Here is a 25,593-nt window from a genome sequence, read left to right on the forward strand (position 1 = left end):
CGCAACCAAAATCTCAAAAAAAAATACTAAAACCTTTGATGCACACGCCATATTCGTAGCTATACCGCCTCTACAAGCTACATGAGAAGCCCGTTCAACCAAAATCGATAATCAATCGACTATCGATCGCACCACGAACGGCACAAATCCTGAACACAAAACCAAAATCTCCAAAAAAACGACCCAGATTTATCAACCAGCCTACCTGCCTATCATTACAACGGCAAAACACACCCAAAAACAGCCCGCCCCGAGCGGGCTTTTTGCTTTAGGAAATGGTATCCAGAAATAGTGCAGCTATAAGATGCTGAAATCGGGAAAAGCATGATGACGCAAATGCAAACACTCTTTAAATGAGCCGGAGAAGTCTGCGGGGGTGCTGTAAGACCGTAGCGTTAAGTAACACCATCTCTGATACTATCGAGCGTGGCAAGCCACATACCTTGCCGCCTTAGCTTCAATGAGCGGCGGCGGCAGTTGATGGCATTCGTCGAAAGCAATCGGGCAGCGCGTGGAAAAACCGCAGCCCTTTGGTGGATTGGCTGGGCTTGGCAGATCACCGCGAAGGACAATGCGCTTACGTTGGCGTTGAGCGATGGGATCAGGCAACGGAATGGCTGAAATCAGTGCTTCCGTATAGGGATGCGCAGGATTATCGAAAATATAAGAGGTCTTGCCCGTCTCAACGATGCGTCCAAGATACATCACAGCAACACGATCTGCAAAATGCCGCACAACCGAAAGGTCGTGGCTGATGAAAAGATAAGACAGGCCAAATTGTCTTTGCAGATCGAGAAGCAGGTTAAGTATCTGCGAACGGATAGAAACATCGAGCGCCGAAACTGGTTCGTCCAGGATCATCAGCTTGGGATTAAGCGCAAGCGCACGTGCAATTACGATGCGCTGTCTTTGCCCACCGGAAAAAGCACCTGGCATTCTCGTGGCATGTTCTGGATGAAGCCCTACCAGTTTAAGCAATTCCGCAACTCGGGCGCGACGTTCTGCTGAAGTGCCGATCTTATGGATTGCAAGCGGCTCAGCGATGCTCTCGCCGATTGTGAGTTTCGGATTAAGCGCAGAAGCTGGATCTTGAAACACGATTTGAATATCACGCGATAGTCCGCGTATGGTTTCGGAAAGACCATGCGTAACTGGCTTTCCATCAAAACTGATTGTGCCTGATGTGGCTTTCGTCATGCCCAAGATTGCAGTGCCGAGCGTGGACTTACCGCAACCGGATTCACCAACCAGTGCAACACTTTCGCCACGAGTAATATTGAGGCTAACGCCATCAACGGCTTTGACGTGATTAACAGCACGGCCCAGCAAGCCACCGCGAATCGGATAATGAACTTTGAGATTATCGACAGAAAGCAGCGTGTCGCTCATAATAGTGCTCCCACATGTTGCGAACGCCAACAGGCAGCGGCGCCAACATCAATGCGTGCCGATAGTTTCGGTATCTGCGCGCTGCAATAATCTTCGGCAATAGGACAGCGTGGTGCAAAGCGGCATCCATCGGGCCATGAACCAATGTCGGGCACGATACCTTCAATAGTTGGCAGATGGGTTTTAGGTGCCCCCTCCAGTCGTGGAATGGTTGAGAGCAGAAGTTTTGTATAAGGATGCTCCTGTTGAGCGAAAATCGCTTCAACCGGAGCCTGTTCGATCACGCGCCCTGCATACATAACCGCTACGCGATCAGCCATATCTGCAACGACGCCCATATCATGGGTAATGAGCAGAATGGCAGTTCCTGTTTCGTCGCGCAGTTTCTTCATCAGATCGAGTATTTGCGCCTGAATGGTAACATCAAGCGCCGTTGTAGGCTCATCGGCTATAAGCAGTTTAGGCCGACAGATCAGAGCCATGGCGATCATCGCGCGCTGACACATACCGCCCGACAGCTCGAAAGGGTATTGCCCAGCCCGGATCTCAGGTTCTGGAATCCCCACCTCTTCGAGCATGGCAATAGCGGCATGGCGCGCGGCTTTACCACTCAGATTGCGATGAACGATGAGGCTTTCCTCTATTTGCTTGCCGATTTTCATCAGCGGATTGAGTGAAGCCACAGGCTCCTGAAAAATCATCGCCAAATCGTTGCCGCGAAGATGACGCCGCTTGTTGTCAGATACGCGCAAAAGATCAGTTTCGCCAAAGCGAATGCTCCCAGAGGCTACTTTTGCGACCTTCGGCAAAAGTCCCATGACTGAAAAGGCAGTCAATGATTTTCCGCAACCGGACTCACCGACAACGGAAAGGATTTCACTTTCATCGACATGAAAGTTGACACCATCCACCACGGGTTGACCGGCAATCTCGATGACAAGCCCTTCGACTGTAAGCACAGGTTTCGTCATTCTGCCTCCGTGCGCACTGCTGCCCAAGGATGGTAAGGATGTGCCATGCCGATATTGTGGCCATCTTCACGCATCACAACTGAAGGGATCGAGAAATTCACGGGATAGAGCGTATCCTCAATAATCTCGACTGGAAATTCTTCGTTTAAACGGGCCGCCACGTCGGGCTGTGCACGTTCACTCACGCGTAGCTTAACCCCGCTGCCATCAATACGCGGCGCATGAAACGCCGCTTCCGGCGACATGCCAAAAACGTTAATATAGGACAATATCTGCGCCACTGCTGGCATGATCTGGCGGCCGCCGGCTGCACCAAGTGCGATATAAGGTACACCATTTTTGCTGGCAATGATCGGGCACATATTGGCGAGTGGCTTGACACCCGCTGCAATCGAATTTGGCTGACCGGGTCGCGGATCAAACCACATCATTCCATTGTTCATGAGAAGATCAAGCGACGGTGCAACCACTTTTGAACCAAAGCGCGACAAGAGCGTGTTGGTGAGTGACACCATTGTGCCATCGCGATCAACAACGCTGATATGTGTGGTGCAGCTTTCGCCATTGCTGCCATGACCAAGTGTTCTCAAACGCTCTTCAGATGCGCGGCGGATTGATCGCGCGAAGGCGAGCGCCGTTTTGCCAGAAAGCGGATTTTCTTGGGGTAGGGTCCGGTTCAGTTCATCAAGAACATGTTTAAGCGTTGGACCACCAGAAAGCCCGGGAATGGCATGTATCGTTGAGCCATGATAATCAACAGAGAGCGGCTTTTTCCATTTCGGTTCAAAATGGATGAGATCGTTTTTGTCGATGAGACAACCGCCATCTAGCAAATCTATGAGCAGCTTTTGAGCAATTTCGCCTTCATAAAAATCCCGCGCACCAGCTTTTGCTAGTCGTTCAAGCATGGCTGCTTTCTTAGGCATCGGAATGTGGCGCGGCGACCCCGTTTCAGGAACACGCGGTGCACGCCCTTGATCAAGAAACAGGGCGCTTGAGGCAGGGAAGCGGTTCAAACCTTCGCTATCAATGGCAAGACAGAGCGTGGTGAACCAGTCGATCTGTAGACCGCGTTGCGCATGTTCGATAGCGGGTTGCAACGCATCAGCGAAGCTGATTGAGCCGAAACGTTCCAATGCTGATGCAAGGCCGGCTATCGCACCCGGCACGCAGATCGAACTATAACCGATCAGGTTTTTGTCAGCGATCACCTTCGGCCAGTTAAACCAGTCACCATCGCTGCCCGGAGCAAGTGGATAATCGTTTGGGTCGATATTGCGCGGCGAAACAACATTGAAATCGAGCGTATTTACAGTGCCGCTTTTGCCATCAGCATGAAGCAAGAAGCCGCCACCGCCCACGCCTGAAAGCCACGGTTCGACCACGCTTAAGACCAATGCAGTTGTTACGGCAGCGTCCATAGCATTGCCACCACGACGCAAAATAGCCGCGCCTGCTTCCGCAGCGAGCCAATTCTGGCAGGCAACCATGCCGCCTTCACTTAAGCTCTGCTTTTTCTGGATTGCCCAGCTCTCAGCCATTCGCCTGTCCAAATCTACGATTTCCAATGGCATCGGGGATATTTGCATCGACAGCAAAACATCCGAGATTGGCGGATGCTTTATGATGGGCTGCAATCTCCGCAGCAGTTGCTACCCATGCATCGCTTTGACTGGTTATGTTGTCCAAAAGCTCTTCTAAAAGTGCGATGCGTTGCGCACGCCCCGAAATCCAGTCATGGACCGTCAGCGTAAACAACCCACCAAAGCGGTGAAGGGTGCGCCATTCGGAAATCCAATCCTGCAAGATTGCCTGTCCAGACTGAAATGGCCACTTGTCGCGCCCACCGCCCTCAAACTTGAAGAAAATGGCATCGTCGGTTGCCCATTGCACAGGAATTTCTGTGACACCGTCGATTTCATAGGGGTGATCAAAGCCCGAAAGAGACGAGTCATAGGCCAAACCTATACGCTTGATTTCGCGAAGCATATGTGGGGTCAATTCCCATGCAGGCGAACGAAAACCAACTGGCTTTTTGCCTGTCTGTTTAACGAACAATTCGATGCTTGCTTCAAGCGCTCCGGTAAATTCCGCGTCTGATACATCGGCGACGATCTCGTGGAAATATCCATGAAGGCCGACTTCATGTCCCGCTTCAAACAATGCTGGCAAAATTTCCGGGTTGGTTTCAGCGGTCAGTCCGGGGACATAAAAGCTGGCTTTTACGTTGTATCGTGCGAAAAGGTCGACCAGCCGGTACAACCCGGTACGGGGGCCGAAGCTTCGGATTTCAAGCGTTGCCAAACGATCCGGGACCGCATCGCGATGTGCCCACATGAACGGAACCTGCGCATCTACATCGACAGACAACAACGTCGCGGACTGCTTGCCAGACGGCCATTGATAATCGGGCCATGGCGATTTGATGGCGAGTTTTTCGATCATAGCGCCTTCTTTTTCTGCTGGAAAACAGCCGATGAACCGATGGAATTGCCGCCATCGACCGTCATTGTGGCGCCGGTCACATAGGTTGCTGCCGACGATGTTACATAGAGTACAGCCGATGCCACATCGGGGGCTGAAGAGGCACGTCCGAGAGGGATCGATGACGTCACCGTGTTCACGTGTTCATCGGACAGCGAACTCACATCACTTCCGGCCGCAAAGCCCGGTTCGACGGCATTAACCCGAATTCCATATTCTGCAAGTTCAAGTGCAAAGCCTTTTGTCAGACGATCAAGGGCCGTCTTCGAGGTGCAATAAGGAACGACAGTTGTGCGCATTTTGCGCGCAGCACCTGATGATACATTGACAATAGAACCGGCCGTTTTGGTATCGATCATCTGTTTTGCAAAAAGCTGCGATAACAGGAATGGTGCGCGCAAATTGACGCCCATGATACGGTCCCAATCATCAAGCGAAATATCGAGCAAGAAGCCTGACGGATAAATTCCAGCATTGTTGATGAGAATGTCTGGCGCACCCCAGCGTGTACCGACTGCGTTGGCAAAGCTTGAGATGGAAGCCCCGTCGGTGAGGTCGGAGACAATGCCAAAATGCCCTTCGCCGGGGAGTTCGGCAATCCGCGCATCAATCTTCGCCTGATCCTGATCGGTCAGGCAGAGGAGTGCGCCTTCTTTGGCAAAAGCAGTGGCAATCCAACCGCCGATGATGCCACCCGCGCCGGTTACAATGACTTTTTTGCCTTTGAATTCATTTTCGAAATTCATGGGTAGTCTCCTATCTGCCGCGTGGGTCGAGCCAGTCGCGGATATGATCGCCGATAAGATTGATGGACAGAACAAGCAGGAACAAAGCGAGGCCCGGAAATGTCGCTATCCACCAGGCCGAAGCGACGTAGTTGCGCCCGGTTGAAAGCATTGCACCCCAACTCGCAGTTGGTGGCTGTACGCCCAGCCCGAGGAAAGATAATCCAGCTTCAAACAAGACCATTAAGCCGAATTCGAGCGTTGCGACAACAATAAGCGCCCCTGCAATATTCGGTAGAATATGCCGCCATAACAGGCGCAGCCAGCCTGCGCCCATGAAGCGAGACAGACGTACATAAGGCATATTGGCGACCGAAAGCGTCTGCCCGTAAGCCACACGCGCATAGCGTGGCCAGCGTGTGAGAGCGAGAACGATCACCACATTCGCAAGGCTTGGCCCCAAAATGGCAACAGTAATGATCGCGAGCAGAATGGCCGGGACGGATAAAACCATATCGACAAGCCGCATGATGATTGTTTCGGTCCAGCCGCGATAAAAAGCAGCCAGCATGCCCAAAATACTGCCCAGAATGCCGGACAGGACGACCGATGAAATAGCCACTAAAAGTGAAATCCGGGCACCATAGATCAGCCTGCTTAAGACATCGCGGCCAAGCTCATCGGATCCAAGATAGTAGACAACACCACGGCTTTCAAAGCCCGGTGGCTTGAGGCGAGCCAGCAAGTTCTGCTTGTTTGGATCGAAAGGAGCAAAAAAGGGGGCAAAAATAGCGATCAACAGCAGCAGGATCAATATGGCAAGGAAAGGTGAAACCGACAGGGGTAATCTCTTCGACCATTTGGCGAATGTGCTTTTTGATGATGTAAGGGACGTCATGTCTGACCTCCCATGCGAATGCGCGGGTCAATCAGGCTGTAAAGTACGTCGGCAATCAGATTGAGCACAATCGCAGTCACTGCGCCTAAGAGAACGACGCCCTGAACCAGCATGAAATCACGCGCTGCAATTGCCTGTACGGTCAATTGGCCTAGCCCCGGCCATGCGAAGACCGTTTCTACGATTACGGCGCCTGCCAGAAGATTGGCAATCTCAAGTGCTGCAACAGTCACCACCGGGATTGATGCATTGCGAAGCAAATGACGGATGACGATGCGCATGACCGGCACGCCCTTAGCATGAGCCGTGCGCACATAATCCTTTTCGAGTTCATCAAGAACGGCAGTCCGTGCAACGCGTGCGAAAGTCGCCATGGACAAAAGCCCGAGTGCAATGGACGGCATGATAAGGCTTGGCCAATCGCGCGCGCCGGATGGTGGCAACCATCCAAGCCAGACCGCGAACACCATGATCATCAGGATTGCGCTCCAGAAAGTCGGCATTGACTGCCCTGCAAGGACAATACCCATAATGGCTTTAGATTCTGCGCGTCCTCGACGCACGGCCATGATAATACCTAATGGAATGCCAAGACCGATCGCAACCACAAGCGCGCCTCCCGCTAGCAGCAACGTATAGGGCAATCGACTTGCAATCAGCGTCCAGACGGAGACGTTCTGGACATAGGAGCGTCCCAGATCGAAGGTCAGTAACCCCCGCAGATATTCGAGGTACTGAACAGCAAGAGGCCGGTCAAAGCCAAGTGCGGTGCGCATTGCTTCGATATCGGCCAGTGTCGCATTTTGCGGTACGAGCAGCAGAACGGGATCGCCTGCTAAGCGTTGCAGAAAGAAAATCAGTGTCATTACGCCAAGAATGGCGATCAGAGCCTGCACAATGCGGGTCAGAAAAAAAGCTGGCATTGCGGTTATCGTTCCCTTGTTATTTTTATTTCAGGCTGGCGCATGTCTGCGCCAGTCTTTCATGTTTGGAGTGCATCTCTGGATGCGCTCTAGTCCTGCCAGCTCATGCGGTTGAGGAAGAGGCTTTCATTGGCTGTCGGCTTCCACTCAAGCTGCTTTGCCGCGCCATAAATAATTGCGGCCTGATAAAGCGGCACAAGCGGTACGTCTTCCGCAACGAAACTGCTGACAGTCTTATAGTTTTCAAGGCGGGTCTTTTCGTCGAGTGTGCCGCGTGCGGCTTCCAGCGCCTTGTTGATTTCAGGATTGTTTGTTGACGACCAGGAGCTGGACGAATGCAGAAGCGGGAAGAGCACGCCATCGGCATCCTGACAGGCACAAGACCAGCGTCCAAACGCAATGGCGGGCTGGCTTGCTGGCTCGCTTTGCGCGCGCTTGAGATACGTCGCCATATCTGTGGTTTCGATATTAACCGTCAGCCCCGTTTCACCCACCATTTGGGCGACGGCCTGTACGATGCGCTGATCGAATGTGGGTGCGGTTGCGAAGCTAACGGCCTTACCAGTGGCGCCAGCATCTTTGATCAGCTGCTTTGCCTTTTCGAGGTCATAATCATATCCCTCAATGCCTTCGACGTAACCAAAATGCGATGGCGTCACCATTTGCGCGACAGGCTTATCGACCCCACCCAGCAGACCTTCGGTAATGGCTTCCTTGTCGATGGCGCGGGCTACAGCTTCGCGGACGCGCTTATCATCAAAAGGCGGCAGGTTCGGGTTAAGTTTTACATAGCCAACACGCTCGGTCAGAACGGATAAAGGCTTGGCATTGGCCGAACCTTCAATCTGGGTTGCAAGATCAGCATCGAGGCCAACAGCCAGATCAGTGGTACCAGATTGCAGATTGGCGATGCGGGTCGCGGCATCAGGAACTGCGCGGAATTCAGCGGTTTTGAAAGCGCCTTTTTCGCCCCAGTAATCGTCATTGCGTTCAAGTGCTACGGATACACCGCGTTGCCAGTTTACAAACTTATAAGGACCAGAACCAACAGGCGCTGCATTGAAGGCATCGTCGCCTTTTGCCTCAACGACTTTCTCAGGGACGATTGACAGCTTTACAAGCTGTGCAAGCAATGCCGGGTAAGCACCATCCGTTTTCACGATCACTTCATGATCGCCGGAGGCTTCAGCCGATACAATTTTGTTGAACTGACCGAGCTGCGGGCTGGCGAAAGCAGGATTGATGATGCGGTTGATGCTGAAGGCAACGTCTTTAGCAGTTAGCGGCGAGCCGTCATGAAACTTAACATCGTCGCGCAATTTAAAGACGATCTAATTATCGGAATTGTATTTCCATTCGGTCGCAATCTGCGGTGCAATCTCGCCTTCGTCTGTGCGGGTAACCAGATTGTCAAAAATGTTGCGGTAAACGTAGTAGCTGTCCGGGTTCCACTGCTTATGTGGATCAAGCGAGGAGGGTTCGTTCACGAGATCAATAACCAGCTGATCCTTTGCAAAGGCTGTGGTCATGGTCAGTGGTGAACAGGCCAGAATGAGGCCTGCAATGGCGGAACGGATCGAACGGCTCGCTACTTTCATATCTATAATGCCCCTGGTTTCTCTAAGTTTGCTTCTGAACGTGTTTGTTTTTCAGTTTTGCTTTTGCCTGCATCGCGGCGGACAGGTTTCGTGCCGACCATAGCTTCGGATTCAAGAAAGCGGTCGAGCAGATAGGTTTCGAGCGCCGTGTTGGCAGCACCAAATAATTCCAGAGCCTCGCTCTTGCGGCCCTCAATAATCGCGCTGATCAGCAGCGAACGGTTGGCAGGGATCAGTCTGACACGCCCCGTTTTCTCAAAGAAGTTAACCAGCCTTACGGCGCGGTCCCAAAGATCGGTCAGCCAGCCCGACACAATCGGCATATTGAGACGCGTAGCCAGCAGCTCCAATATTTCGCGCTCATAGCGGCGGATTGTCGGAAGAATGTCGCCTCCAAGTTCATTGCGCTGCGTGAGTGCAGAATGCATTTCACCAAGCGCGGTCAGCCGTTGGATAGAAGCTTCATCAAGTACAGCTGCAAAAAGCAAAGGTTCCAGGTGCCGTCTTGCTGCACTCAACTCGCGGATTTCTCCTGCAGAAATTGGCGTAACAACCCAACCGCTTCGCGCTGAAGATGAAACAAGCCCGCTTGCTTTAAGGCGCGCAAGTGCTGCACGTAAAGCACCGCGTCCAAGGGCAAATTCATTTGCAAGTGCGGATTCCGACAGCCGCTCTCCCGGTGCCAGAACGCAATTCACAATTGCACTTCGGAGTGCCTTTTCTGCCAGGTCTCCCTTGCCTTCCAGCGAAACAGGAGACGTGTAGACATCATTATCCAACATTTATAACTGACCTCTCAGTTGCGTATTTTGAAATCTCTTTCGGCCAAAGAAAAGAACGTATTTTCCATTCCCAATCGCTGAAGTGAAGAATTTATCTCCATATCGCGCTCAAGAGGAAACAAGAGCATGTTGCCTCTACAGTTCCTATAAATCAACTGTTTCTCTTTCAGGTGTGAAAATGAAATGACATTTTTCAATTGAGCTAAGATTTAGAATGTCCACCAGTTGCGTCGATTTTTATAAGGTGACACTATTCAATATTAATATTGCAAATATAAAAACTGAGATGTCAAAAATCCAGTCTGATTTGCATAATGCCGCATTGAACCGAAAAATCGGGGAACCTATTGGAGATATGTTGATGCGCTTTAGAAACGCACTCTTTGCAGCAATGCTGGCAGCAACGACGCTTGCCGCTCAACCGTACAACGCCAATGCCAAAGATGTGCTGTCGGTGGATTTCATTGCTGAACCCAGCTCACTTGATCCACATGTGCAGTGGAATACTGATAGCTTTAACGTCTACCGCAACATTTTTGACAATCTGCTGACGCGTGACGACAAGGGCGAGATCACGCCGCAGATCGCTACTGAATGGAAATATCTCTCTGATGCAGAGATCGAGTTTAAAATCCGCGATGATGTGAAATTCCATGACGGTAAGCCACTGACGGCTGAAGATGTCGCGTTCAGCATCAAACGTATTATCGATCCTGCTTTCGCAAGCCCGCAGATTGGTCAGTTCAATCAGATCACTGACGCCGTTGCCAAGGATAACACCACCGTTGTTGTGACGACGAAGGGTCCATATCCAGTTCTGCTTGCTCAGTTCACCAAGCTTTCCATCGTGCCGAAGCATGTCGTTGAGGCTGTCAGTAAAGATGAGTTCAACATCAAGCCGATTGGCTCAGGTCCATATAAGCTTGAGAGCTGGAACCGTGGCGTCGAAGTTCTGCTTGATCGCAACGATGATTATTGGGGCAAAAAAGGCGAGTTTCCGAAAGTTGCATTCCGTGCAGTGCCGGATGGCTCAACGCGTATCGCCAACTTGCAGGCGGGAACAACCGACCTTGCAAGCAATCTCGACAATGATCTTGCAGCTCAGTTAGAAGCTTCGGGACAGGGCAAGGTTTTGCCGGTTCGCGGCGAGCGCATTGCGTTCTTCTCGCTCAATATCAACAAAGCGCCGCTTGATGATCCGCGCATTCGTCTGGCAGTTGCCCATGCTATTGATAAGCAAGGTATCGTCGAAGGTATTCTGGGCGGCTACGATGCACCGATTGACGAACTGACCTCGCCGGTATCTTTTGGCTTTGTCGAAGGCATCAAAGCACCAGAATATAATCCTGAAAAGGCGAAAGAGCTTGTGGCTGAAGTCGGCGACGCTGCCAAAACAGAGATTACACTGCTTACCACGCCAACCTACGATCAGCGCGTCGTGCAGGCAATTCAGCAGATGCTCAATGATGTCGGCCTTAATGTGAAAATTGTCACGACTGATATGGGCAACTGGATGCAGCAGATGCAATCCGGCTCCGACACTATCCCTTCGGCAGCTTTTGGACGCTGGAGCTGCGGCTGTCAGGACGCCGATGGCACGCTCTATCCGCTTCTGCACTCTTCGAGCAGTTGGTCAACAATCAAGGATGATCGTCTGGACAAGGCGCTGGATGAGGCGCGAACCGTGATCAACCCGGAACGTCGTCTTGAACTCTACAAGTCGGTGCACGAGATTGTCGCTGCCGAAAATTACATCATCCCGCTCTATCAGGCTTCGGTGCTTTATGGCGCGGCCAAGAATGCAGAATTTACGCCTTTGCCAAACGAGAACCTCTTTCTCAATCGTGTTGGCTGGTCAGAAAAATAAGCCAAATCGCACAACAAAAGCCGGGCTGGTAACCAGTCCGGCTTTTGCCGTTTCCAAGTTTTCTGGCAGGAAAAACTACAGTGATTACAATCCTTGAAAATGCCAATGTTGTCGATGTTGAAAGCGGAGCTATTCACGCTGATCAAAATCTTGTTCTGGAAAATGGCTTTATCCGTGAAATCGACACCGGCAAGCTTTCGCAAGCTGATGCAAACCGTATTGATCTCAAAGGTGCTTTTGTTATTCCGGGACTGATCGACGCCCATGTCCATGCCACTGCATACACCGCTAACCTTGGCGAGCTTCCGCGCCAGTCTCCTATGTATGTCGCAGCGCGTGCAGCAAAGGTACTTGATGGAATGCTCTCGCGTGGTTTTACGACTGTACGCGATGTTGGTGGTGCGGATTTTGGTCTTGCACAGTCGGTCGAAGAAGGACTGATTTCAGGGCCGCGGCTTCTTTATGGCGGTAAGGCGCTTTCGGCCAGTGGTGGTCATGGCGATCACCGCGCTATGGGTGTGGATCGGACGGATGAAACCTATGCGCAGGTGAGTCTTGGCCGACGTTGTGACGGTGTTGACGAGGTTCGTCGCGCTGCGCGCGATGAGATCAGGCGCGGCGCACACCACATCAAGATCATGGCCAATGGTGGTATCTCTTCGCCAACCGACCGCATCACGTCGGATCAATTCTCTGAAGATGAAATTGCAGCGATCGTGGATGAGGCCAATATGGCTGATCTCTATGTCGTCTCGCATACCTATACTGCACGCTCGGTTGCGCGTGCAGTGCGCAATGGCGTCCGCTCAATTGAGCATGGCAATTTGCTCGATGAAGAGACTGTCGCGCTGATGAAGCGGGCAGGGAGTTTTCTCACACCAACGCTTTCATGCTTCCGTGCGCTGGCTGAAGTGGGAGCTGAAAGCGGTTTTCCCAAAGATCGGATGGACAAGATTAAGCTGGTGCTAGACTCCGGTCTTTATGCGGTAGAGCTTGCCTATCGTGCGGGTGTTCCCATGGCATATGGCACCGATTTGATCGGACCAATGCATTCTCGCCAATTGCATGAATTTGCACTGCGAGCGGATGTTGTTCCACCACTCGATCTGCTGCGCGCAGCAACAATTACGGCGGCAAAATTGGTGCGTCTTGAGAATGAAATCGGCTTAGTCAAAGAAAACTACCGGGCCGATCTCAATATCCTCTCAGCCAATCCACTTGATAAAGGCACTCTGGAAAACTTTGCTGATCACCTGCGAATTGTCATCAAAGGCGGCAAGGTCGTCAAAGACTATTCATCATAAAGACTGAAATGCGATCTCGCATTCTTCTGCGACTTGACGGTCCCATTCACTTTTGTCGAGTGATGCCAGCGGAAGAATGCGGGTTGCACGCTTGGTAAACGGAAACTTGGTAGCATCCGTTGAAGCATAGCCCCCGCTATCAACGACAAAGACGCCTTGCTCTGCCAATGGCGTAAATGATGTGCGGAAATGGTTGCTCGATTTAACGTGGATAATCGCCTTGCTTTCAAGGCTTATCCCAAGGTTGCGAAAAGCTTGTGTGTCATAAGCCTGAATACGCTCTGTAACGAGCACGATATGACCATGGTCGCCAATCCGAAGGACCGCACCCAAACCACCCTCTAATAACTCCCCATGCAAGTTGGCACCTTCATTGCGATAACGAACGTCGGTTATGCGCTCTACAAATGCATCAACGACAAATGGGGATCCATTTTGGAGGCGTCCCATCGCAATCGCACCGCGATTGCCTTCGCCAATTGCCTGCGCTGCCAAAACAGCCTCGCCATCGACCATAAAACCCGCTGCAAAGGGCAAGTCCTGTGCCGAAAGACTTGCAAAAATATCAGCAACATTGGCAACGCCGCCCGAACCGGGATTATCACCCGCATCGCCAATCACGAGACGTCCCTTTGCGGCACGCGCATAGATCTCAGTTGCGACTTCTTCGAATGAAGGTGCTGGCTTTGTAATCGCTTCCCGGTTTTCCCATATTACTTCTGCCATGTCGCGATAGGCCTGTTTCATGGCGTCAGCGTCAGTTCCGGTTATAAGCACCGAACTACCGACTTCATCAGAGTCCACATAGGGGAATCCCCCCATAACGACCACATCGGCGAGACCAGCGCGTTGCTCAATTTCATCAGACAGCGCAACCAGACCTTTAAACGGTTCTGCATCGCTTGTTTGTGCGCTCATGGGAGCAGCCACTGGCAGACGAAAGCGCCGGGTTTTTCCGCTCGTTGGATCAAGTGCGAGCTGCATGAGCTTCTTGCCGCGCGCATGCGTATCAGCATGTGGATATAATTTGCCGCCAATAATCACATCCACCACATGAGGAAGCAGTGGCTCAACATTGGCATGAAAATCGAGTGGAACAGCGATGCGAACATCTGGCCCGACGATTGCGCGGACTTTTCGTGCAAGATCGGTTTCGGGTGTAGCAACACCGTCAACCACCAAAGCACCATGCAGCAAGAGCGCCACAATATCCACCGGGCCAGCCGCAACAATATCTCCAAGTGATTGAATGATCTCTGAAACCAGCTGGTGATAGCTTTCTGTTTCTAATGTACCACCCGGCAGGCATCCTGTGCAGACGCCGTAGGCAATGTCATATCCAGATTCATCGAGTGCTTCAGTGACACCACCAAGCCAGTTACTCGTTGATCCAAATTCACGCCTGACGTCTTCGCCGCGAAAATATTGTGCAGACAGAAACCCTTCGTAATTTGCCCAAACCGGAGTGAACGCATTGGCTTCGTGAAAGAGCTGAATAACGGCAGCGCGAGGCATGAATGTTCCTTCGATTGTCTGATCTGGCTGTTTGCAACGGAAATTACGCTGCCACGGTCATTTTACTGATGCCATAAATGCGATCCACGATGAGCAGTGTAATGATTGCCATAAACAGTTGTAGTGTGCTGAGCGCTGCAATTGTTGGATCAAACTGGTGTTCAAGATAGCTCAACATTACGACTGGTAGGGTGTTTGTTTGAGCACTTGCGAAAAAGTAGCTGACTGGCAGATTGTCAAACGATGTCAGGAATGAGAACAGCGACCCCGCCATCACTCCGGGGCGGATTAATGGCAGTGTTACGTGCCAGAAAACCTGTAAAGGATTGGCACCGAGAATTGCAGCCGCCTCTTCAAAGCGCCGTGGCAGATTTCCATAAACACCGGCGACCGTTCGCACTACATAGGGCAGACAAACCACAGTGTGGGTGATGAGCAGAGCTGTGAATGAAATACCAAGTCCAAGCCAGCTCATGAAAAACAGTGAAGCGAAGCCGATGACGATCATCGGCATCGATAAAGGGGATAGCAGGAAAGTCATGATAGCATTGGCCCATCCGGCACGGGATCTTGCAAGATAGAGACATGCCGGAATGCCGATCAGGCTGGAAAGCACAGTTGCGCCCAGACCGATTTTAAGACTTACGATTATCGCATCTACAAAAGGCTGATAGGCAAAGATATTTGCAAACCATTTCAGCGACCAGCCGGGGATTGGGAACGAGACATAGCCCGCTGACGTGAAGGATACTACGACGACAACGAGAATAGGTGCTAGCATGAAAATGAAGAACGCGATTACGAAAGTGGTGAGGGCAATTCCGGCCCAGTCTTTATGAAGAGTCTTCAATAGATCAGGCTCCCCGTTGTCGCACGAGGCGGAGTTGCAGGAAGAGACAAGCAATAGCTATCACCAGCAGGATTGTACTCATTGCACTGGCCATGCCAAAATCCCGTGTCGTGTTGAACTGCTGATAGATCATCAGTGGCAAGGTTTGCAGACCGCCACCCAGCATTACCAGTGTCACGAAGCTGCCATTGGCGATCATGAATACCAGAATTGCACCAGTGCCGATACCGTCGAGGGAAAGCGGCAAGGTTATTTCCCAGAATGTACGCAGCCGACCTGCACCCAGAATTTTGGCGGATTCCTCCAGCCGGCGATCAATCCCTTGCAGAACAGTGCTGATAGATAGAACCATGAATGGGACAAGCACATGCACCAAAGCGGCTATAGTGATTTCAGGCGAGTTGGTGAAACGCAACGGTGCTGAAATGATACCAAGCTGGTCTACCAGCAGGTTATTGATAAGACCGCGACGAGCAAACAGAACCTGCCAGCCGAATGTACGCATAATAATCGATGTCAGAAGAGGTGCGATCAGCAAAAATACGATGAGGCTGGCCCATCGGCCAGCTTTGCGCACCAGAAAATAAGCAACAGGATAGCCAATCACCACACATATCAGCGTCACGCCGCCGGAAAGCAAAAGTGTTTCGCCGATAATGCGCAGGTAAAATGGGTCGCTTAGTAGCTTGATATAGCGAGTGAACGTCAAGTCACCTTCAGCATCAACAAAGCTGCGGATGCTGTTGTCAAAAAGCGGAAGTACAAAAAAGACTAGCAGAAACGCCAAAACGGGCAGCGCAAGGAGCCAGCCCGGTAAGGCGAGCCCCTTTGCTACTACAGTCTCGGATGGTTTCGTCTGGTTCATATTTCTACTCCGAGAACGCCAAGGCACAGGCTTACTGACCGATTTCACGGTTCCAGCGATCAACCCATTCATTGCGAACTTCTGCGATCTGCTCGTAAGGTGGGAAAGCTGTTTTCTGCCATGGAGTGATGCGAGGCTTCAGTTTTTCGCTATAAACCACGTCAATATTGGTCACACCGTAATTCATAATGTCGGCAAACTTGGTCTGGTTTGCGGCATCAAGAACTTCGTTGATATAGTCCCATGCCAGTGGGTTGGCATTTTTCGGCTTCTGCACGGCAAGTCCATTGAGCGATCCGCCTTCTGCCGGATTGATGAAGTCAATCCAGGTTGCGCCAGCATCATAATGGTTCCAGGTGCGACCATCGAAATAAATGCCAATATCGGCCTCGCCGGAGGACAAGTGGTTGAAAAAGTCGTTGGGGCTTGCCCAATAGATGAGATTATCTTTCATCTTCTCAACAGCTTTGAAGAATGGATCGACATTCTCCACACCACCGCCCAGAGCCTTGGCCATTGCCCAGATGAGCATGATAGGGGTGACTGCATAGCTGATTGATGGAACCGAAGCGACAAATTCACCGCTGGCGACGCGATCAACAAATTCAGCGAATGATTTTGGAGGGTTTTTCACCCTATCTTTGTTGTAAGTGATGCCAGCGACGCCATAGTCAAACAGTGTTCCTTTGCTCTCAACCGAGTTAGTCAACTCCTGTGGAATTTTTGCCAGATTGGGCAGTTTGTCGAGTGTGAACTCATCGACCAAACCAGCTTTGGCGGCAGTGAGAGCGAGATCCGGAGTCATGATCAGCACATCAAGCGGGGGCTTCTGCGGCGCTGCTTCGATTTGCGCCAGCCATTGCGGCGGGCCACCGAGCGCGACATTTGCTTTTGCACCCGATTTGGCTTCAAATGGCGCAACAAAACAACTGCGGATGGCCTCTTCCCATACGCCGCCAAAAGCAGTGACTGTAATTTCTTGTGCGCTCTGCGCATGGGCAAAGCGAGGCAGATTGCCGGTGGCGAGGCCCAGACCCAGCATAGCGCCGGAGCCGAGAAAGTTGCGTCTTGTCAAAATAGGCATTTCGGTTCTCCGATCAGAATATGTCAGATATTTTCGAGTAAATTTTCAACTTCTGCTGCGAGCTTTGCTTTGGCCGCAGACGCAGCATTTTGGGTCGCATTGATGCGCGGGAAACCATCCGGCAATTGCTCGAGCACGGTCTGGAAAACTTGGGTGCGACGGCGCTGTCGCACGGTCGCCGGGAGTGCAATTAACGCGTGGTTGAGCTGACCCATCAAAGATGGTTCAAAGACTTCATCCCATCTTTGGCGCTCTGGTCCGCGACCGTCAGTGGGCGCTGCTTTAGATAGCGTTGTGCGGTGCTGAGCGGTTGCGGCGTCATCAATCTGGCCGTCCCTGATAACGATGCCATAGAAGGTGAGGGCTGCTTCAGCTGAAATAAAACCGTCTTTTACATCACGCATGACAGCCGCAGGTGATCGTTCAAACGGATTGCCCCAACCGCCAGCGCCGGGCGTCAGAAATGTTACTGTATCGCCTGTGTTAACTGTCAAAACATCGATTTTGCCAAGCTTTTGTTCGTCCGGCTTGCCGCGATTTACGATCAGTTGGCCGGGTAGTCCCGCCTGTCCGCCATAAGCGCCCCATGGTCGGAACAGCAGACGCTCCATGCCACGGCCCAGTACATTGCTATCATCGGTCAGGATGCGGAAAGTTAGTTCCATACCACATCCGCCGCGCCATTTACCGGCACCACCTGAATCCGGGCGCAGCGCATAGCGCAGGATTTCGATGCCGAGTTCGGCCTCAACTGTTTCAACGGGATTGTTGGCGAGGTTTGAGATGCCGCTATCGCGACCATCCACGCCGTCGTGCCCGTTGCGCGCGCCTGTGCCGCCGATCATTGGTTCAATAACCTGAACGCGACGACCGCCTTTGCCATCGGGCTCTGCCATAACCACCGGGATCACTGTGCCTGACGATGCGGAGGGCATTACGTTGGGCAAGGCTTGACCAAAAGCACCGTTGAGTACGTCGTTGACACGAATGGCGGCTGCGTGGCGAACACCGGTAGCGGCAGGTTCCTGCGGATTAACAAGCGTTCCTTCAGGTGCCGTGATGCGCACCGGATCAAGCAGTCCGACATTGAGCGGAACAGTTGCGTCAAGCGTGTTGACCAGTGCCAGCACACGAAGCGTGAGCCATGCATGAGGTCTGCCGCGTGATGGAATATTCATCGCAGTTGCGACCTGTGGATCAGTTCCCGTGAAATCGAGATGGACTTTTCCATCTTCAAAAGTAACGTTTAGTGCAATCCGAACTGGTAACTTTCCGGCAGCATCATCGTCGAGATAATCTGAGAAGGCATAAGTCCCTGCGGGTACCTTGCGCAGGACCGCATGTGCCTTCTCGGATGCATAAGTAACAAGGTCCGTGCTTGCGGTCGCGACCGCATCCACGCCATGTTGCGCGATTGCCTGTTCAAAGCGGCGACGACCGGCGCTAAGCGCTGCAAGCATTGCACGAATATCGCCCATATTGGCTTCTGGTGTACGGCTGTTTGCATCAAGGAAAAGCTTAACTTCCGGCGATATTTCACCGCGCTTCATCAGCTTGACGGGCGGGATGCGCAAACCTTCCTGAAAGATTTCCGTATTGACCGGAGAGATGCTTGACGGCACACGGCCGCCGACATCTGAGCAATGCACAAAGCACCAACCATAGGCGACAATACGGCCCTCATGGAAATAGGGTTCGATCATGTGCAGATCAGGCAAATGGGTTGCAAGACCTTCGGAACGATAAGGATCGTTGGTCAGAATGACATCACCCGGCTCCAGCGGTCCAACGGCATTGATCGTTGGTCCGCATTCAAGTCCCACAAACCCGGAAACGCCTATTGAGCGCGGATAGGCAAAAAAACGCCCGTCAAGTCCTGCCAGCGCACAGGCAAAATCAGCCGTTTCTTTAACATAGAGAGTGCGGCCAGTACGCTGTAACGTCAGGCACATCTCTTCGCTGATGGCTGCAAGCTTATTGCCGAGAATGGCAAGTGTGACCGGATCGAGTTTCATTTGGTCAGCCTTTCAAGATGCAGATTTCCGGACGTATCGCAGCGTGCGATCCAGTCAGGCAGCAAGATCGTGGTTGTGTCATCCTGTTCAATAATGGCGGGACCACTTATCTGGTCGCCAGCGCCAAGTGCATTGCGGCTGAAAATCGCTGCATCAAGCCATGCGCCCTTGTGAAAAAGCGGGCGGGAGGCATTGGGTTTTGGGTCACCTGTACCTGTTGCAATTTCCGGCGCGCTAAGCTCAGGCGTAATACCAATGACCGCAAGTCGTGCGGTGCCAAGTTCCACTTCTGCCTGCGTATCTCGGAAGCCGTAAATGCGCTCATGTTCGCGGTGGAATGCCTCGGCAATAGATTCTGCATCAGTGGAAACTGCGTTGAGTGCTACACGAAGTTCATAGGCCTGACCGACGTAACGCATATCTGCGGCCTTGTCTAAATGCCGTCCGCTGCTCTGTTCGCCTTCTTCATCAAGCCATTTGCTGCCTTCGGCTTGAAGTGTGGCAAATGTTTCGCCAAGCAAAGCAGCACTTTCATTATCAAGTGAGCGGCGCAGGCTGCGCACAAAATCACGACGCAGATCGGCTGCAGCAGCACCCAGGGCACAAAAGGTACCTGCTGCTGGCGGGATGATAATATGAGAGATGCCCACTTCTTCAGCCAGCAGATTGGCATGTGTCGGCCCGGCGCCGCCAAATGGCACCAGAGCAAAGCTTGCCGGATCAAGGCCGCGCGAAGCAAGTGTTTTGTAGAGTTCAGTTGCCATGCCTGCCGTGGTTACTGCGAGCGCTCCTTCTGCGGCTTTCGCCGCTGCTTCGTCGCCGTTAAAACCGATGCGATGGCCAACACGTGCCAAGGCTTCCTGCGCGGCCTGACTATCAAGCTGCATACGACCGCCGAGAAAGCCCATTGGATCGATATAGCCTAGCGTCAGATAGCAATCGGTGACTGCGGGTTCGGTACCGCCGCGACCGTAAGAAACAGGTCCCGGCATGGCCCCTGCGCTACGCGGCCCTACTTTCAGGACGCCATGATCATCGACCCAGACAATTGAGCCGCCGCCTGCGCCAATTGCTGAAACATCGACAACTGGAAGCACCAGAGGAAGTCCACCAATGTCGGTTTTCGTTGCCAGTTGTGCGGCGCCATCCTGCGCCACCGCAATATCGGAGGAGGTGCCTCCCATGTCGAATGTGATAATCGAACTGACTTGCGCAGCATTGGCAAGCCGCGCAGCAGCCATAACACCCGAAGCAGGTCCGGAAAGAATTGTCTCGACCGGGCGTTCTTGTGCCGATGCAAGGCTGAGCGAACCGCCATTGGATGCTGTCACCAATATAGGCGCAGTCACGCCATCGCGGGCCAGACCCTCTTTCAGGCCATCAAAATAGTGGCCCATAAGCGGTTGAATATAGGCGTTAAGACAGGCGACAAGCGTGCGTTCATACTCACGGATTTCTGGCCAGATTGCTGCAGCAGAGGTGACAGAAAGTCCTCCGGCTTTCTTGGAGATTTTCTCAGAAAGTTCGCGTTCGATTGCTGGATTGGTATAGCCGTTGATTAGCACCAGTGCTGCGGCCTCAACGTCAAGCGTATTCAACTTTTTTGCAATGTCACTGATAGCAGCTTCATCTGCGAATTGTGTGACTTCACCCTGAGCCGATAGTCTCGCACCAATTTCAATGATGCGATGCCGGGGCACCAGCGGCTCTTCTTTTCTGGCATGAAAATCAAAGGAGGAGGGCATTCGGCTGCGCGCGATTTCCAGAATGTCGCGATAGCCTTCACTGACAATCAGCGCGATTTTGGCGCCACGACGCTGAATGATTGCGTTCAGGCCAATTGTCGTGCCGTGCATCAGCGTGCCGATATCATTAGCCTGAAGTTCGGCTTTTTGCAGAAGCGCCTGCAATCCGACAATCAGCGCCCTTGACGGATCATCGGGTGTTGATGGTTCTTTGTAATGTATCAGTTTTTTTCTGTCGGGATCGAACAGAACAAAATCGGTGAATGTTCCGCCCACATCAATGCCGATACGTGCGCCGTTCTTCTGCATAGTCTGGTCTTCCAATTATTCTGGCACTACGACGACCGCATCCTGCGGTTTCCAGCCAAGCGTAATGTCTTGATTCAGATGATAGGCCAGTTCACCGAGATTGCTTTCAGCCTGTCTGTAGATAACGATTTCGCGGCGCAACGCCGGGATATCGACCTGATACGCAGCATAATTCCCTCGGAAAACTGCGCCAACAACGCGACCCTCAAGCAGTCCTTCGTCCTTATTCAGCGGAACAATACGTTCAGGGCGGATCGATAGGATCACTGACGCCCCAGCAGGCTGAGGAGCGGCAAGCGGAATGCTAACTTTACTCTGGCCATTTGATAAAAGCAGCGCAGTACCATCTTGCGATGTCGTGCCTTCGAATATGTTTGAAGCACCAAGAAACTCCGCGACAAAACGGCTCCGCGGTCGGTCATAAATGTCTCCCGGCGTACCGAGCTGGAGAATTCGACCGCTTTTCATAACTGCGACCTGATCTGCCATAGACAGCGCTTCTTCCTGATCGTGCGTGACCAGCAAAGTGGTGATGCCAAGACGCGCCTGCATCGCGCGAATTTCAAACTGCATGCTTTCGCGCAAAGATTTGTCGAGTGCGCTTAGTGGTTCATCAAGCAAAAGAACCTTTGGGTTGACAACAAGGGATCGAGCGAGCGCTACACGTTGCTGCTGACCACCAGAGAGTTGCGAGGGGTAGGTATCACCACGCCCCGACAGCTGGATGAGGTCAAGCATTGATTTGATGCGCTCATCATGTGCAGCACGACCAATCCCCTGCATCTTCAGACCAAATCCTATATTCTCGGCGACCGTTCGATGGGGAAAGAGGCTATAGTTTTGAAAGACCATGCCGAGTTGGCGGCGATGCGGTGGAAGGGTCGTTACATCGGCATTTCCGATGCGGATAGATCCTGAATCTGCGCGCTCAAAACCGGCTACCATACGCAAGGTGGTGGTTTTTCCGCATCCTGATGGCCCAAGCAGTGAAACAAGTTTGCCCGCTTCAATCGTCAGATCAAGATTATCGACGGCGATAGCTGAGCCGTACCGTTTGGTAACAGCTTGCAGCACCAGTGGACTAGCTCCATTCTCAGCATGATAATTCATAAGGGCATCTCGCGATCTGCCCTCTCACCCAAACCAAAAACCATATGCATTTCCAGAAATTGCATTATATTGTAGCGCTACAATCAATCTTTAAGCGGTTTTGGTCAAGGATGTATTTTCTTATGAACTTCAATTCAATAGTATATAAAACCTTGAAAACAGGTTTTTGTGGTAATAATTTGTGCCTTAATCATGAATAATCTGGTTCATAGTAAAATTCTCATAACGATGCAGTCGGTCGCAAAAGCCGCTGGTGTGTCACCTATGACTGTATCAAATTCGTTCCGATATCCTGAGCGGGTGTTGGAAGAAACGCGCCTTCGCGTTTTTCAGGTGGCAGCTGAACTTGGTTATGTCCCCAATCATTCAGCGGGTATTTTGTCATCAGGACAAAGCCGTGTGATTGGAGCTGTTATTCCTTCGATGAAGAATTCGAGCTTCTATAAATATGTACGCGGTATGCAGGATCGTGCAACGGAGAGCGGTTATGAATTGATCTTGAAACTTGCGGAAACCAAAGAAGACGAAACTGCCGCAATTCAGACGTTCATCGGGTTACGTGTTGCTGGTATTGCGCTGGTCGGCAACCAGCATTCGCAAGAGGCAATAGATCTCATCAACAAAACCCAAACACCTGTTGTTGAAAGTTGGGTAACTCAAGATCCGCTAGATATGGCGGTTGGTTATTCGATGACTGATGCAACGCGGTCGATGACGCGGCTTTTAATAGAGCGAGGCTGTCAGCGTATCGGGTTTGTTGGATATGGTAGCACATCTGCCCGACGGTATAGCGACCGACTACCAGCCTTTACAGAAACTGTTGTGGTGGCAGGTTTAGAAAGCCATCGCGTTTGTGTTGTAGATGAAGCTGATGGGTTTGGCGCTGGTCCGAAAGCCTTGGAGGCACTGCGTCTCATTGATCCTGATATTGATGGGGTGATCTGCCCAACGGATATCGTTGCGGCGGGCGTAATTTTTGAGTGTACGCGTCTTGGCTGGAAAGTTCCTGATCGTCTGGCGGTAACAGGATGGGGGGACTATGAAATCGCTTCAGAAATCACACCAGGTCTTTCGACTATTCAACCCAATGCCTATGAGATGGGCGAGAGAAGTATGGAACTTATCATCCATCGTGTTTCGGGACCAGGTGTAAGCAATTCCATCATCGATATCGGGTATGATGTGGTGAAAAGAGAAAGCGCCTAAACTGCTATTTAAAAATATGTGGGGGTGGGTGTTTGCGGGTCTCAGCAAACACCACTACGAGACCATTAAACCCGCGCTTGTCCTTCAATCCAATAACCGATTGCATCAATCCGCTTTTTGTCGAAGCCAAGCGTATCGCGGAAATGCTTGCGGCAATCCGATACCGCGCGTGCTTCACCGGCGATATAAATATAACCCGGACCATCCGGCAGGTGATCGATAGCCTGTGCAATGCGTGGCAGTTCAGTATAGCCCGGACGTTCAGCTTTCAGACCATGGCAGACATGCCAGTGAATGCTGGCATTGGCCTGTGTCGTCAATTCTTGCCTGTCTTCATCAAGCGGCACTTCTACATGCACAACTGCCTGAAAACCCTCTGGCAGTTCCTCCAGAACACGGCCAACAGCAGGCAGACCGGTAATGTCAGTCAGCATCAATATCCAGCTGCTGCCCTTGGGAATCCATAACCGGCCTTCCGGGTTACAAATGCCAACCACATCGCCAATTTTTGCAGACATCGCCCAGTCTGCTGCGACCCCGCCCTCATGCACAACAATATCAATCGTCATCTCGCAGCGTGAAGCATCCCAGCGGCGGATCGTATAAGGACGGTTCGGGCAATGCTTCGAGCCATCAGGTCTGCCCCACTTGCCGTCTTCCATCAGAACCGGCAGCGTAACCGGTGTATCTGCATCAGGCCGTAGCGCAAGACGCACCCATTCATCCGCATGGCCCGATGGGATCAGGCGTTCTCCGCCTATGATCTTTAGAACAACCCGGATCATCGATGGCGATAGTTGTTCAACGTCTATCGCTTCACCCAGAAAATAATCTTCCACATAGGGATCGTGATGATGACCATCATCTTCATCATGGTGGTGATCATGATCGTCTGAGTGGGCATCGTGATTATGTGTGTCGTCATGCATCATTATTGCTGCTCCGCTTTGCGTGCAGCCTCAGCCAGATGCGGCACAAATTTAGAAAACCCGTAAGGAATCGAAAGAACACTCAATGCCGATGTAGACCAGACCGAAACCGGATCTTCAAGTGGAACATAAGAGCCTCGCTTCACAGCGTTCAGCGCTGTAAACAAAGGTTGGGCTTCGGCAGCCTCTCGTGCTCCATCCCTATACCACATGATAAGTATATCGGCGTCGATACTACCGATATTCTCAAGGCTTACAGAGGTTGAAAAATCACCTTTGTGCGTTTGGCCTAGAACCTCAACACCATCTGGAATTTTCAGACCCAGTTCCGTTAGCGCCTGCACACGTGGGTCAGCAGGAAGATAAACCACCACACTGTTGCTGCCGGCAAAATAGGTGCCGAAAATGAAGCTCTTGCCCTTCAGATCGGGATGCTGCCCACCGAGTTCTTGTAAATACTTGTTCGTTTGATCAATGAGTTGCGCTGCCAATTCGGTCTGGCCGAGCGCTTCACCTGTTAATGTCGTCTGCTCTCGCCAATCGGCCTGCCACGGACCGGAGCGATAAACGACAGTCGGTGCAATTGCAGAAAGCCGCTTATATGCAACTGCGTCAATGCCGGAATAGATGCCAAGGATAAGATCAGGTTTTAATGCTGCGACGGCTTCAAAGTCCAACGGTCCGGCATGGATGAAGACTGGCTTTTCGTTACCAAGTTTAATTTCATTCCAAGGGGAAACACCACTTTCAAACAGGCCATAATGCATCATCGCGATTGGTACTTTGCCCAATGCGAGCACCGCATCTTCACCACTCCAGCCAAGTGTTATAATGCGCTGTGGATCAGAAGGGATTTCAGTCGTGCCAAGAGCATGATTGACAGTGCGCGGATGATTGGGTTCTACCGCGAAAGCTGGACTAAGCGACAGTCCGACAAGAAGCAGTAAAACACCTATAAAGCGTGAAAATGTAGTTCTCAAATTCACCACCTGTCTTCGTTTTGCAGCCCAAAAACCGGGTTTCT

At 51.8% G+C, this 25,593-nt stretch carries 22 protein-coding genes; 3 read left to right on the forward strand and 19 right to left on the reverse strand.

Features of this window, described 5'->3' with window-relative positions; translation table 11 throughout:
• Positions 1-417: 417 nt before the first annotated feature.
• From WH356_RS14800 to WH356_RS14845, 10 genes are all read right to left on the reverse strand, one after another.
• Positions 418-1,389, reverse strand: coding sequence for an ABC transporter ATP-binding protein (locus tag WH356_RS14800; protein ID WP_339512088.1), 972 nt, complete (start codon positions 1,387-1,389; stop codon positions 418-420).
• Entirely contained in the window at positions 1,386-2,360 is a 975-nt protein-coding gene (locus WH356_RS14805) for an ABC transporter ATP-binding protein (protein ID WP_339512090.1), read from the reverse strand. Before WH356_RS14805 ends, WH356_RS14800 begins: the two co-directional genes overlap by 4 nt.
• Positions 2,357-3,901 carry a gamma-glutamyltransferase family protein gene (locus WH356_RS14810; protein WP_339512092.1) on the reverse strand — a complete coding sequence of 515 codons (1,545 nt, stop codon included), beginning with the start codon at positions 3,899-3,901 and terminating at the stop codon, positions 2,357-2,359. Before WH356_RS14810 ends, WH356_RS14805 begins: the two co-directional genes overlap by 4 nt.
• On the reverse strand, positions 3,894-4,805 hold the full coding sequence (locus WH356_RS14815; RefSeq protein ID WP_339512094.1) for a polysaccharide deacetylase family protein: 912 nt from the start codon (positions 4,803-4,805) through the stop codon (positions 3,894-3,896). Before WH356_RS14815 ends, WH356_RS14810 begins: the two co-directional genes overlap by 8 nt.
• Entirely contained in the window at positions 4,802-5,590 is a 789-nt protein-coding gene (locus tag WH356_RS14820; protein ID WP_339512096.1) for an SDR family NAD(P)-dependent oxidoreductase, read from the reverse strand. Before WH356_RS14820 ends, WH356_RS14815 begins: the two co-directional genes overlap by 4 nt.
• Positions 5,591-5,600: 10 nt before the next feature.
• Entirely contained in the window at positions 5,601-6,467 is an 867-nt protein-coding gene (locus WH356_RS14825) for an ABC transporter permease (protein ID WP_339512098.1), read from the reverse strand.
• Entirely contained in the window at positions 6,464-7,390 is a 927-nt protein-coding gene (locus tag WH356_RS14830; RefSeq protein ID WP_339512100.1) for an ABC transporter permease, read from the reverse strand. Before WH356_RS14830 ends, WH356_RS14825 begins: the two co-directional genes overlap by 4 nt.
• An 89-nt stretch (positions 7,391-7,479) precedes the next feature.
• Entirely contained in the window at positions 7,480-8,709 is a 1,230-nt protein-coding gene (locus WH356_RS14835) for an ABC transporter substrate-binding protein (RefSeq protein ID WP_339512102.1), read from the reverse strand.
• Between the two features lie 12 nt (positions 8,710-8,721).
• Positions 8,722-8,988, reverse strand: a complete 267-nt coding sequence (locus WH356_RS14840) for a hypothetical protein (RefSeq protein WP_339512104.1) — start codon at positions 8,986-8,988, stop codon at positions 8,722-8,724.
• A gap of 2 nt (positions 8,989-8,990) precedes the next feature.
• Complete coding sequence (locus tag WH356_RS14845) at positions 8,991-9,770, reverse strand: GntR family transcriptional regulator (protein ID WP_339512106.1); 780 nt, start codon at positions 9,768-9,770, stop codon at positions 8,991-8,993.
• A 361-nt stretch (positions 9,771-10,131) separates the two neighbouring features.
• Between WH356_RS14845 and WH356_RS14850 the strand changes: the two genes are divergently transcribed.
• Both WH356_RS14850 and WH356_RS14855 read left to right on the forward strand, forming a co-directional pair.
• Complete coding sequence (locus WH356_RS14850) at positions 10,132-11,637, forward strand: ABC transporter substrate-binding protein (protein ID WP_339512108.1); 1,506 nt, start codon at positions 10,132-10,134, stop codon at positions 11,635-11,637.
• Between the two features lie 80 nt (positions 11,638-11,717).
• Positions 11,718-12,941 carry a metal-dependent hydrolase family protein gene (locus tag WH356_RS14855; RefSeq protein WP_339512110.1) on the forward strand — a complete coding sequence of 408 codons (1,224 nt, stop codon included), beginning with the start codon at positions 11,718-11,720 and terminating at the stop codon, positions 12,939-12,941.
• On the opposite strand, the gene WH356_RS14860 is transcribed toward WH356_RS14855, so the two are convergent.
• Genes WH356_RS14860 through WH356_RS14890 form a run of 7 tightly spaced genes read right to left on the reverse strand, consistent with a single transcriptional unit; the run spans position 12,936 to position 22,434 of the window.
• Positions 12,936-14,456 (reverse strand): M81 family metallopeptidase, encoded by a 1,521-nt coding sequence (locus WH356_RS14860; RefSeq protein WP_339512112.1) that lies wholly within the window; start codon positions 14,454-14,456, stop codon positions 12,936-12,938. The two genes, WH356_RS14855 and WH356_RS14860, sit on opposite strands and share 6 nt — an antisense overlap.
• 43 nt (positions 14,457-14,499) lie before the next feature.
• Positions 14,500-15,306: an ABC transporter permease gene (locus tag WH356_RS14865; protein ID WP_339512114.1), complete on the reverse strand. Its 807-nt coding sequence runs from the start codon at positions 15,304-15,306 to the stop codon at positions 14,500-14,502.
• Between the two features lie 4 nt (positions 15,307-15,310).
• On the reverse strand, positions 15,311-16,171 hold the full coding sequence (locus tag WH356_RS14870) for an ABC transporter permease (protein ID WP_339512116.1): 861 nt from the start codon (positions 16,169-16,171) through the stop codon (positions 15,311-15,313).
• 31 nt (positions 16,172-16,202) lie between these two features.
• Positions 16,203-17,255 (reverse strand): extracellular solute-binding protein, encoded by a 1,053-nt coding sequence (locus WH356_RS14875; protein WP_339512118.1) that lies wholly within the window; start codon positions 17,253-17,255, stop codon positions 16,203-16,205.
• Positions 17,256-17,278: 23 nt separating this feature from the next.
• Positions 17,279-19,270: a hydantoinase B/oxoprolinase family protein gene (locus tag WH356_RS14880; protein ID WP_339512120.1), complete on the reverse strand. Its 1,992-nt coding sequence runs from the start codon at positions 19,268-19,270 to the stop codon at positions 17,279-17,281.
• Positions 19,267-21,324, reverse strand: coding sequence for a hydantoinase/oxoprolinase family protein (locus tag WH356_RS14885; RefSeq protein WP_339512122.1), 2,058 nt, complete (start codon positions 21,322-21,324; stop codon positions 19,267-19,269). The genes WH356_RS14880 and WH356_RS14885 overlap by 4 nt, the downstream gene beginning before the upstream one ends.
• 15 nt (positions 21,325-21,339) lie before the next feature.
• The gene (locus WH356_RS14890) at positions 21,340-22,434 is read right to left on the reverse strand and encodes an ABC transporter ATP-binding protein (RefSeq protein WP_339512124.1); all 1,095 of its coding nucleotides are present in this window, start codon (positions 22,432-22,434) and stop codon (positions 21,340-21,342) included.
• 228 nt (positions 22,435-22,662) lie between these two features.
• Between WH356_RS14890 and WH356_RS14895 the strand changes: the two genes are divergently transcribed.
• A complete protein-coding gene (locus tag WH356_RS14895) occupies positions 22,663-23,640 on the forward strand; it encodes a LacI family DNA-binding transcriptional regulator (protein WP_339512338.1) in 978 nt (325 codons plus the stop codon).
• 65 nt (positions 23,641-23,705) lie between these two features.
• Here WH356_RS14895 and WH356_RS14900 read toward each other — a convergent pair whose 3' ends face one another.
• Both WH356_RS14900 and WH356_RS14905 read right to left on the reverse strand, forming a co-directional pair.
• Positions 23,706-24,572, reverse strand: a complete 867-nt coding sequence (locus tag WH356_RS14900) for a siderophore-interacting protein (RefSeq protein WP_339512126.1) — start codon at positions 24,570-24,572, stop codon at positions 23,706-23,708.
• The gene (locus WH356_RS14905; RefSeq protein WP_339512128.1) at positions 24,572-25,549 is read right to left on the reverse strand and encodes an iron-siderophore ABC transporter substrate-binding protein; all 978 of its coding nucleotides are present in this window, start codon (positions 25,547-25,549) and stop codon (positions 24,572-24,574) included. Before WH356_RS14905 ends, WH356_RS14900 begins: the two co-directional genes overlap by 1 nt.
• Between the last annotated feature and the right edge of the window lie 44 nt (positions 25,550-25,593).

It is taken from the genome of Ochrobactrum sp. MYb379 (assembly GCF_037479515.1).
GTDB lineage: Bacteria > Pseudomonadota > Alphaproteobacteria > Rhizobiales > Rhizobiaceae > Brucella.

Bases quoted from the DNA above. Each gene is read 5' to 3' on its own strand.
- WH356_RS14845 (WP_339512106.1), bottom strand. From the start codon at position 9,770: ATGTTGGATAATGATGTCTACACGTCTCCTGTTTCGCTGGAAGGCAAG.
- WH356_RS14895 (WP_339512338.1), top strand. From the start codon at position 22,663: ATGCAGTCGGTCGCAAAAGCCGCTGGTGTGTCACCTATGACTGTATCA.
- WH356_RS14870 (WP_339512116.1), bottom strand. From the start codon at position 16,171: ATGAACCAGACGAAACCATCCGAGACTGTAGTAGCAAAGGGGCTCGCC.
- WH356_RS14825 (WP_339512098.1), bottom strand. From the start codon at position 6,467: ATGACGTCCCTTACATCATCAAAAAGCACATTCGCCAAATGGTCGAAG.
- WH356_RS14880 (WP_339512120.1), bottom strand. From the start codon at position 19,270: ATGAAACTCGATCCGGTCACACTTGCCATTCTCGGCAATAAGCTTGCA.
- WH356_RS14830 (WP_339512100.1), bottom strand. From the start codon at position 7,390: ATGCCAGCTTTTTTTCTGACCCGCATTGTGCAGGCTCTGATCGCCATT.
- WH356_RS14900 (WP_339512126.1), bottom strand. From the start codon at position 24,572: ATGATGCATGACGACACACATAATCACGATGCCCACTCAGACGATCAT.
- WH356_RS14815 (WP_339512094.1), bottom strand. From the start codon at position 4,805: ATGATCGAAAAACTCGCCATCAAATCGCCATGGCCCGATTATCAATGG.
- WH356_RS14875 (WP_339512118.1), bottom strand. From the start codon at position 17,255: ATGCCTATTTTGACAAGACGCAACTTTCTCGGCTCCGGCGCTATGCTG.
- WH356_RS14885 (WP_339512122.1), bottom strand. From the start codon at position 21,324: ATGCAGAAGAACGGCGCACGTATCGGCATTGATGTGGGCGGAACATTC.
- WH356_RS14860 (WP_339512112.1), bottom strand. From the start codon at position 14,456: ATGCCTCGCGCTGCCGTTATTCAGCTCTTTCACGAAGCCAATGCGTTC.
- WH356_RS14800 (WP_339512088.1), bottom strand. From the start codon at position 1,389: ATGAGCGACACGCTGCTTTCTGTCGATAATCTCAAAGTTCATTATCCG.
- WH356_RS14850 (WP_339512108.1), top strand. From the start codon at position 10,132: ATGCGCTTTAGAAACGCACTCTTTGCAGCAATGCTGGCAGCAACGACG.
- WH356_RS14890 (WP_339512124.1), bottom strand. From the start codon at position 22,434: ATGAATTATCATGCTGAGAATGGAGCTAGTCCACTGGTGCTGCAAGCT.
- WH356_RS14840 (WP_339512104.1), bottom strand. From the start codon at position 8,988: ATGAAAGTAGCGAGCCGTTCGATCCGTTCCGCCATTGCAGGCCTCATT.
- WH356_RS14805 (WP_339512090.1), bottom strand. From the start codon at position 2,360: ATGACGAAACCTGTGCTTACAGTCGAAGGGCTTGTCATCGAGATTGCC.
- WH356_RS14820 (WP_339512096.1), bottom strand. From the start codon at position 5,590: ATGAATTTCGAAAATGAATTCAAAGGCAAAAAAGTCATTGTAACCGGC.
- WH356_RS14810 (WP_339512092.1), bottom strand. From the start codon at position 3,901: ATGGCTGAGAGCTGGGCAATCCAGAAAAAGCAGAGCTTAAGTGAAGGC.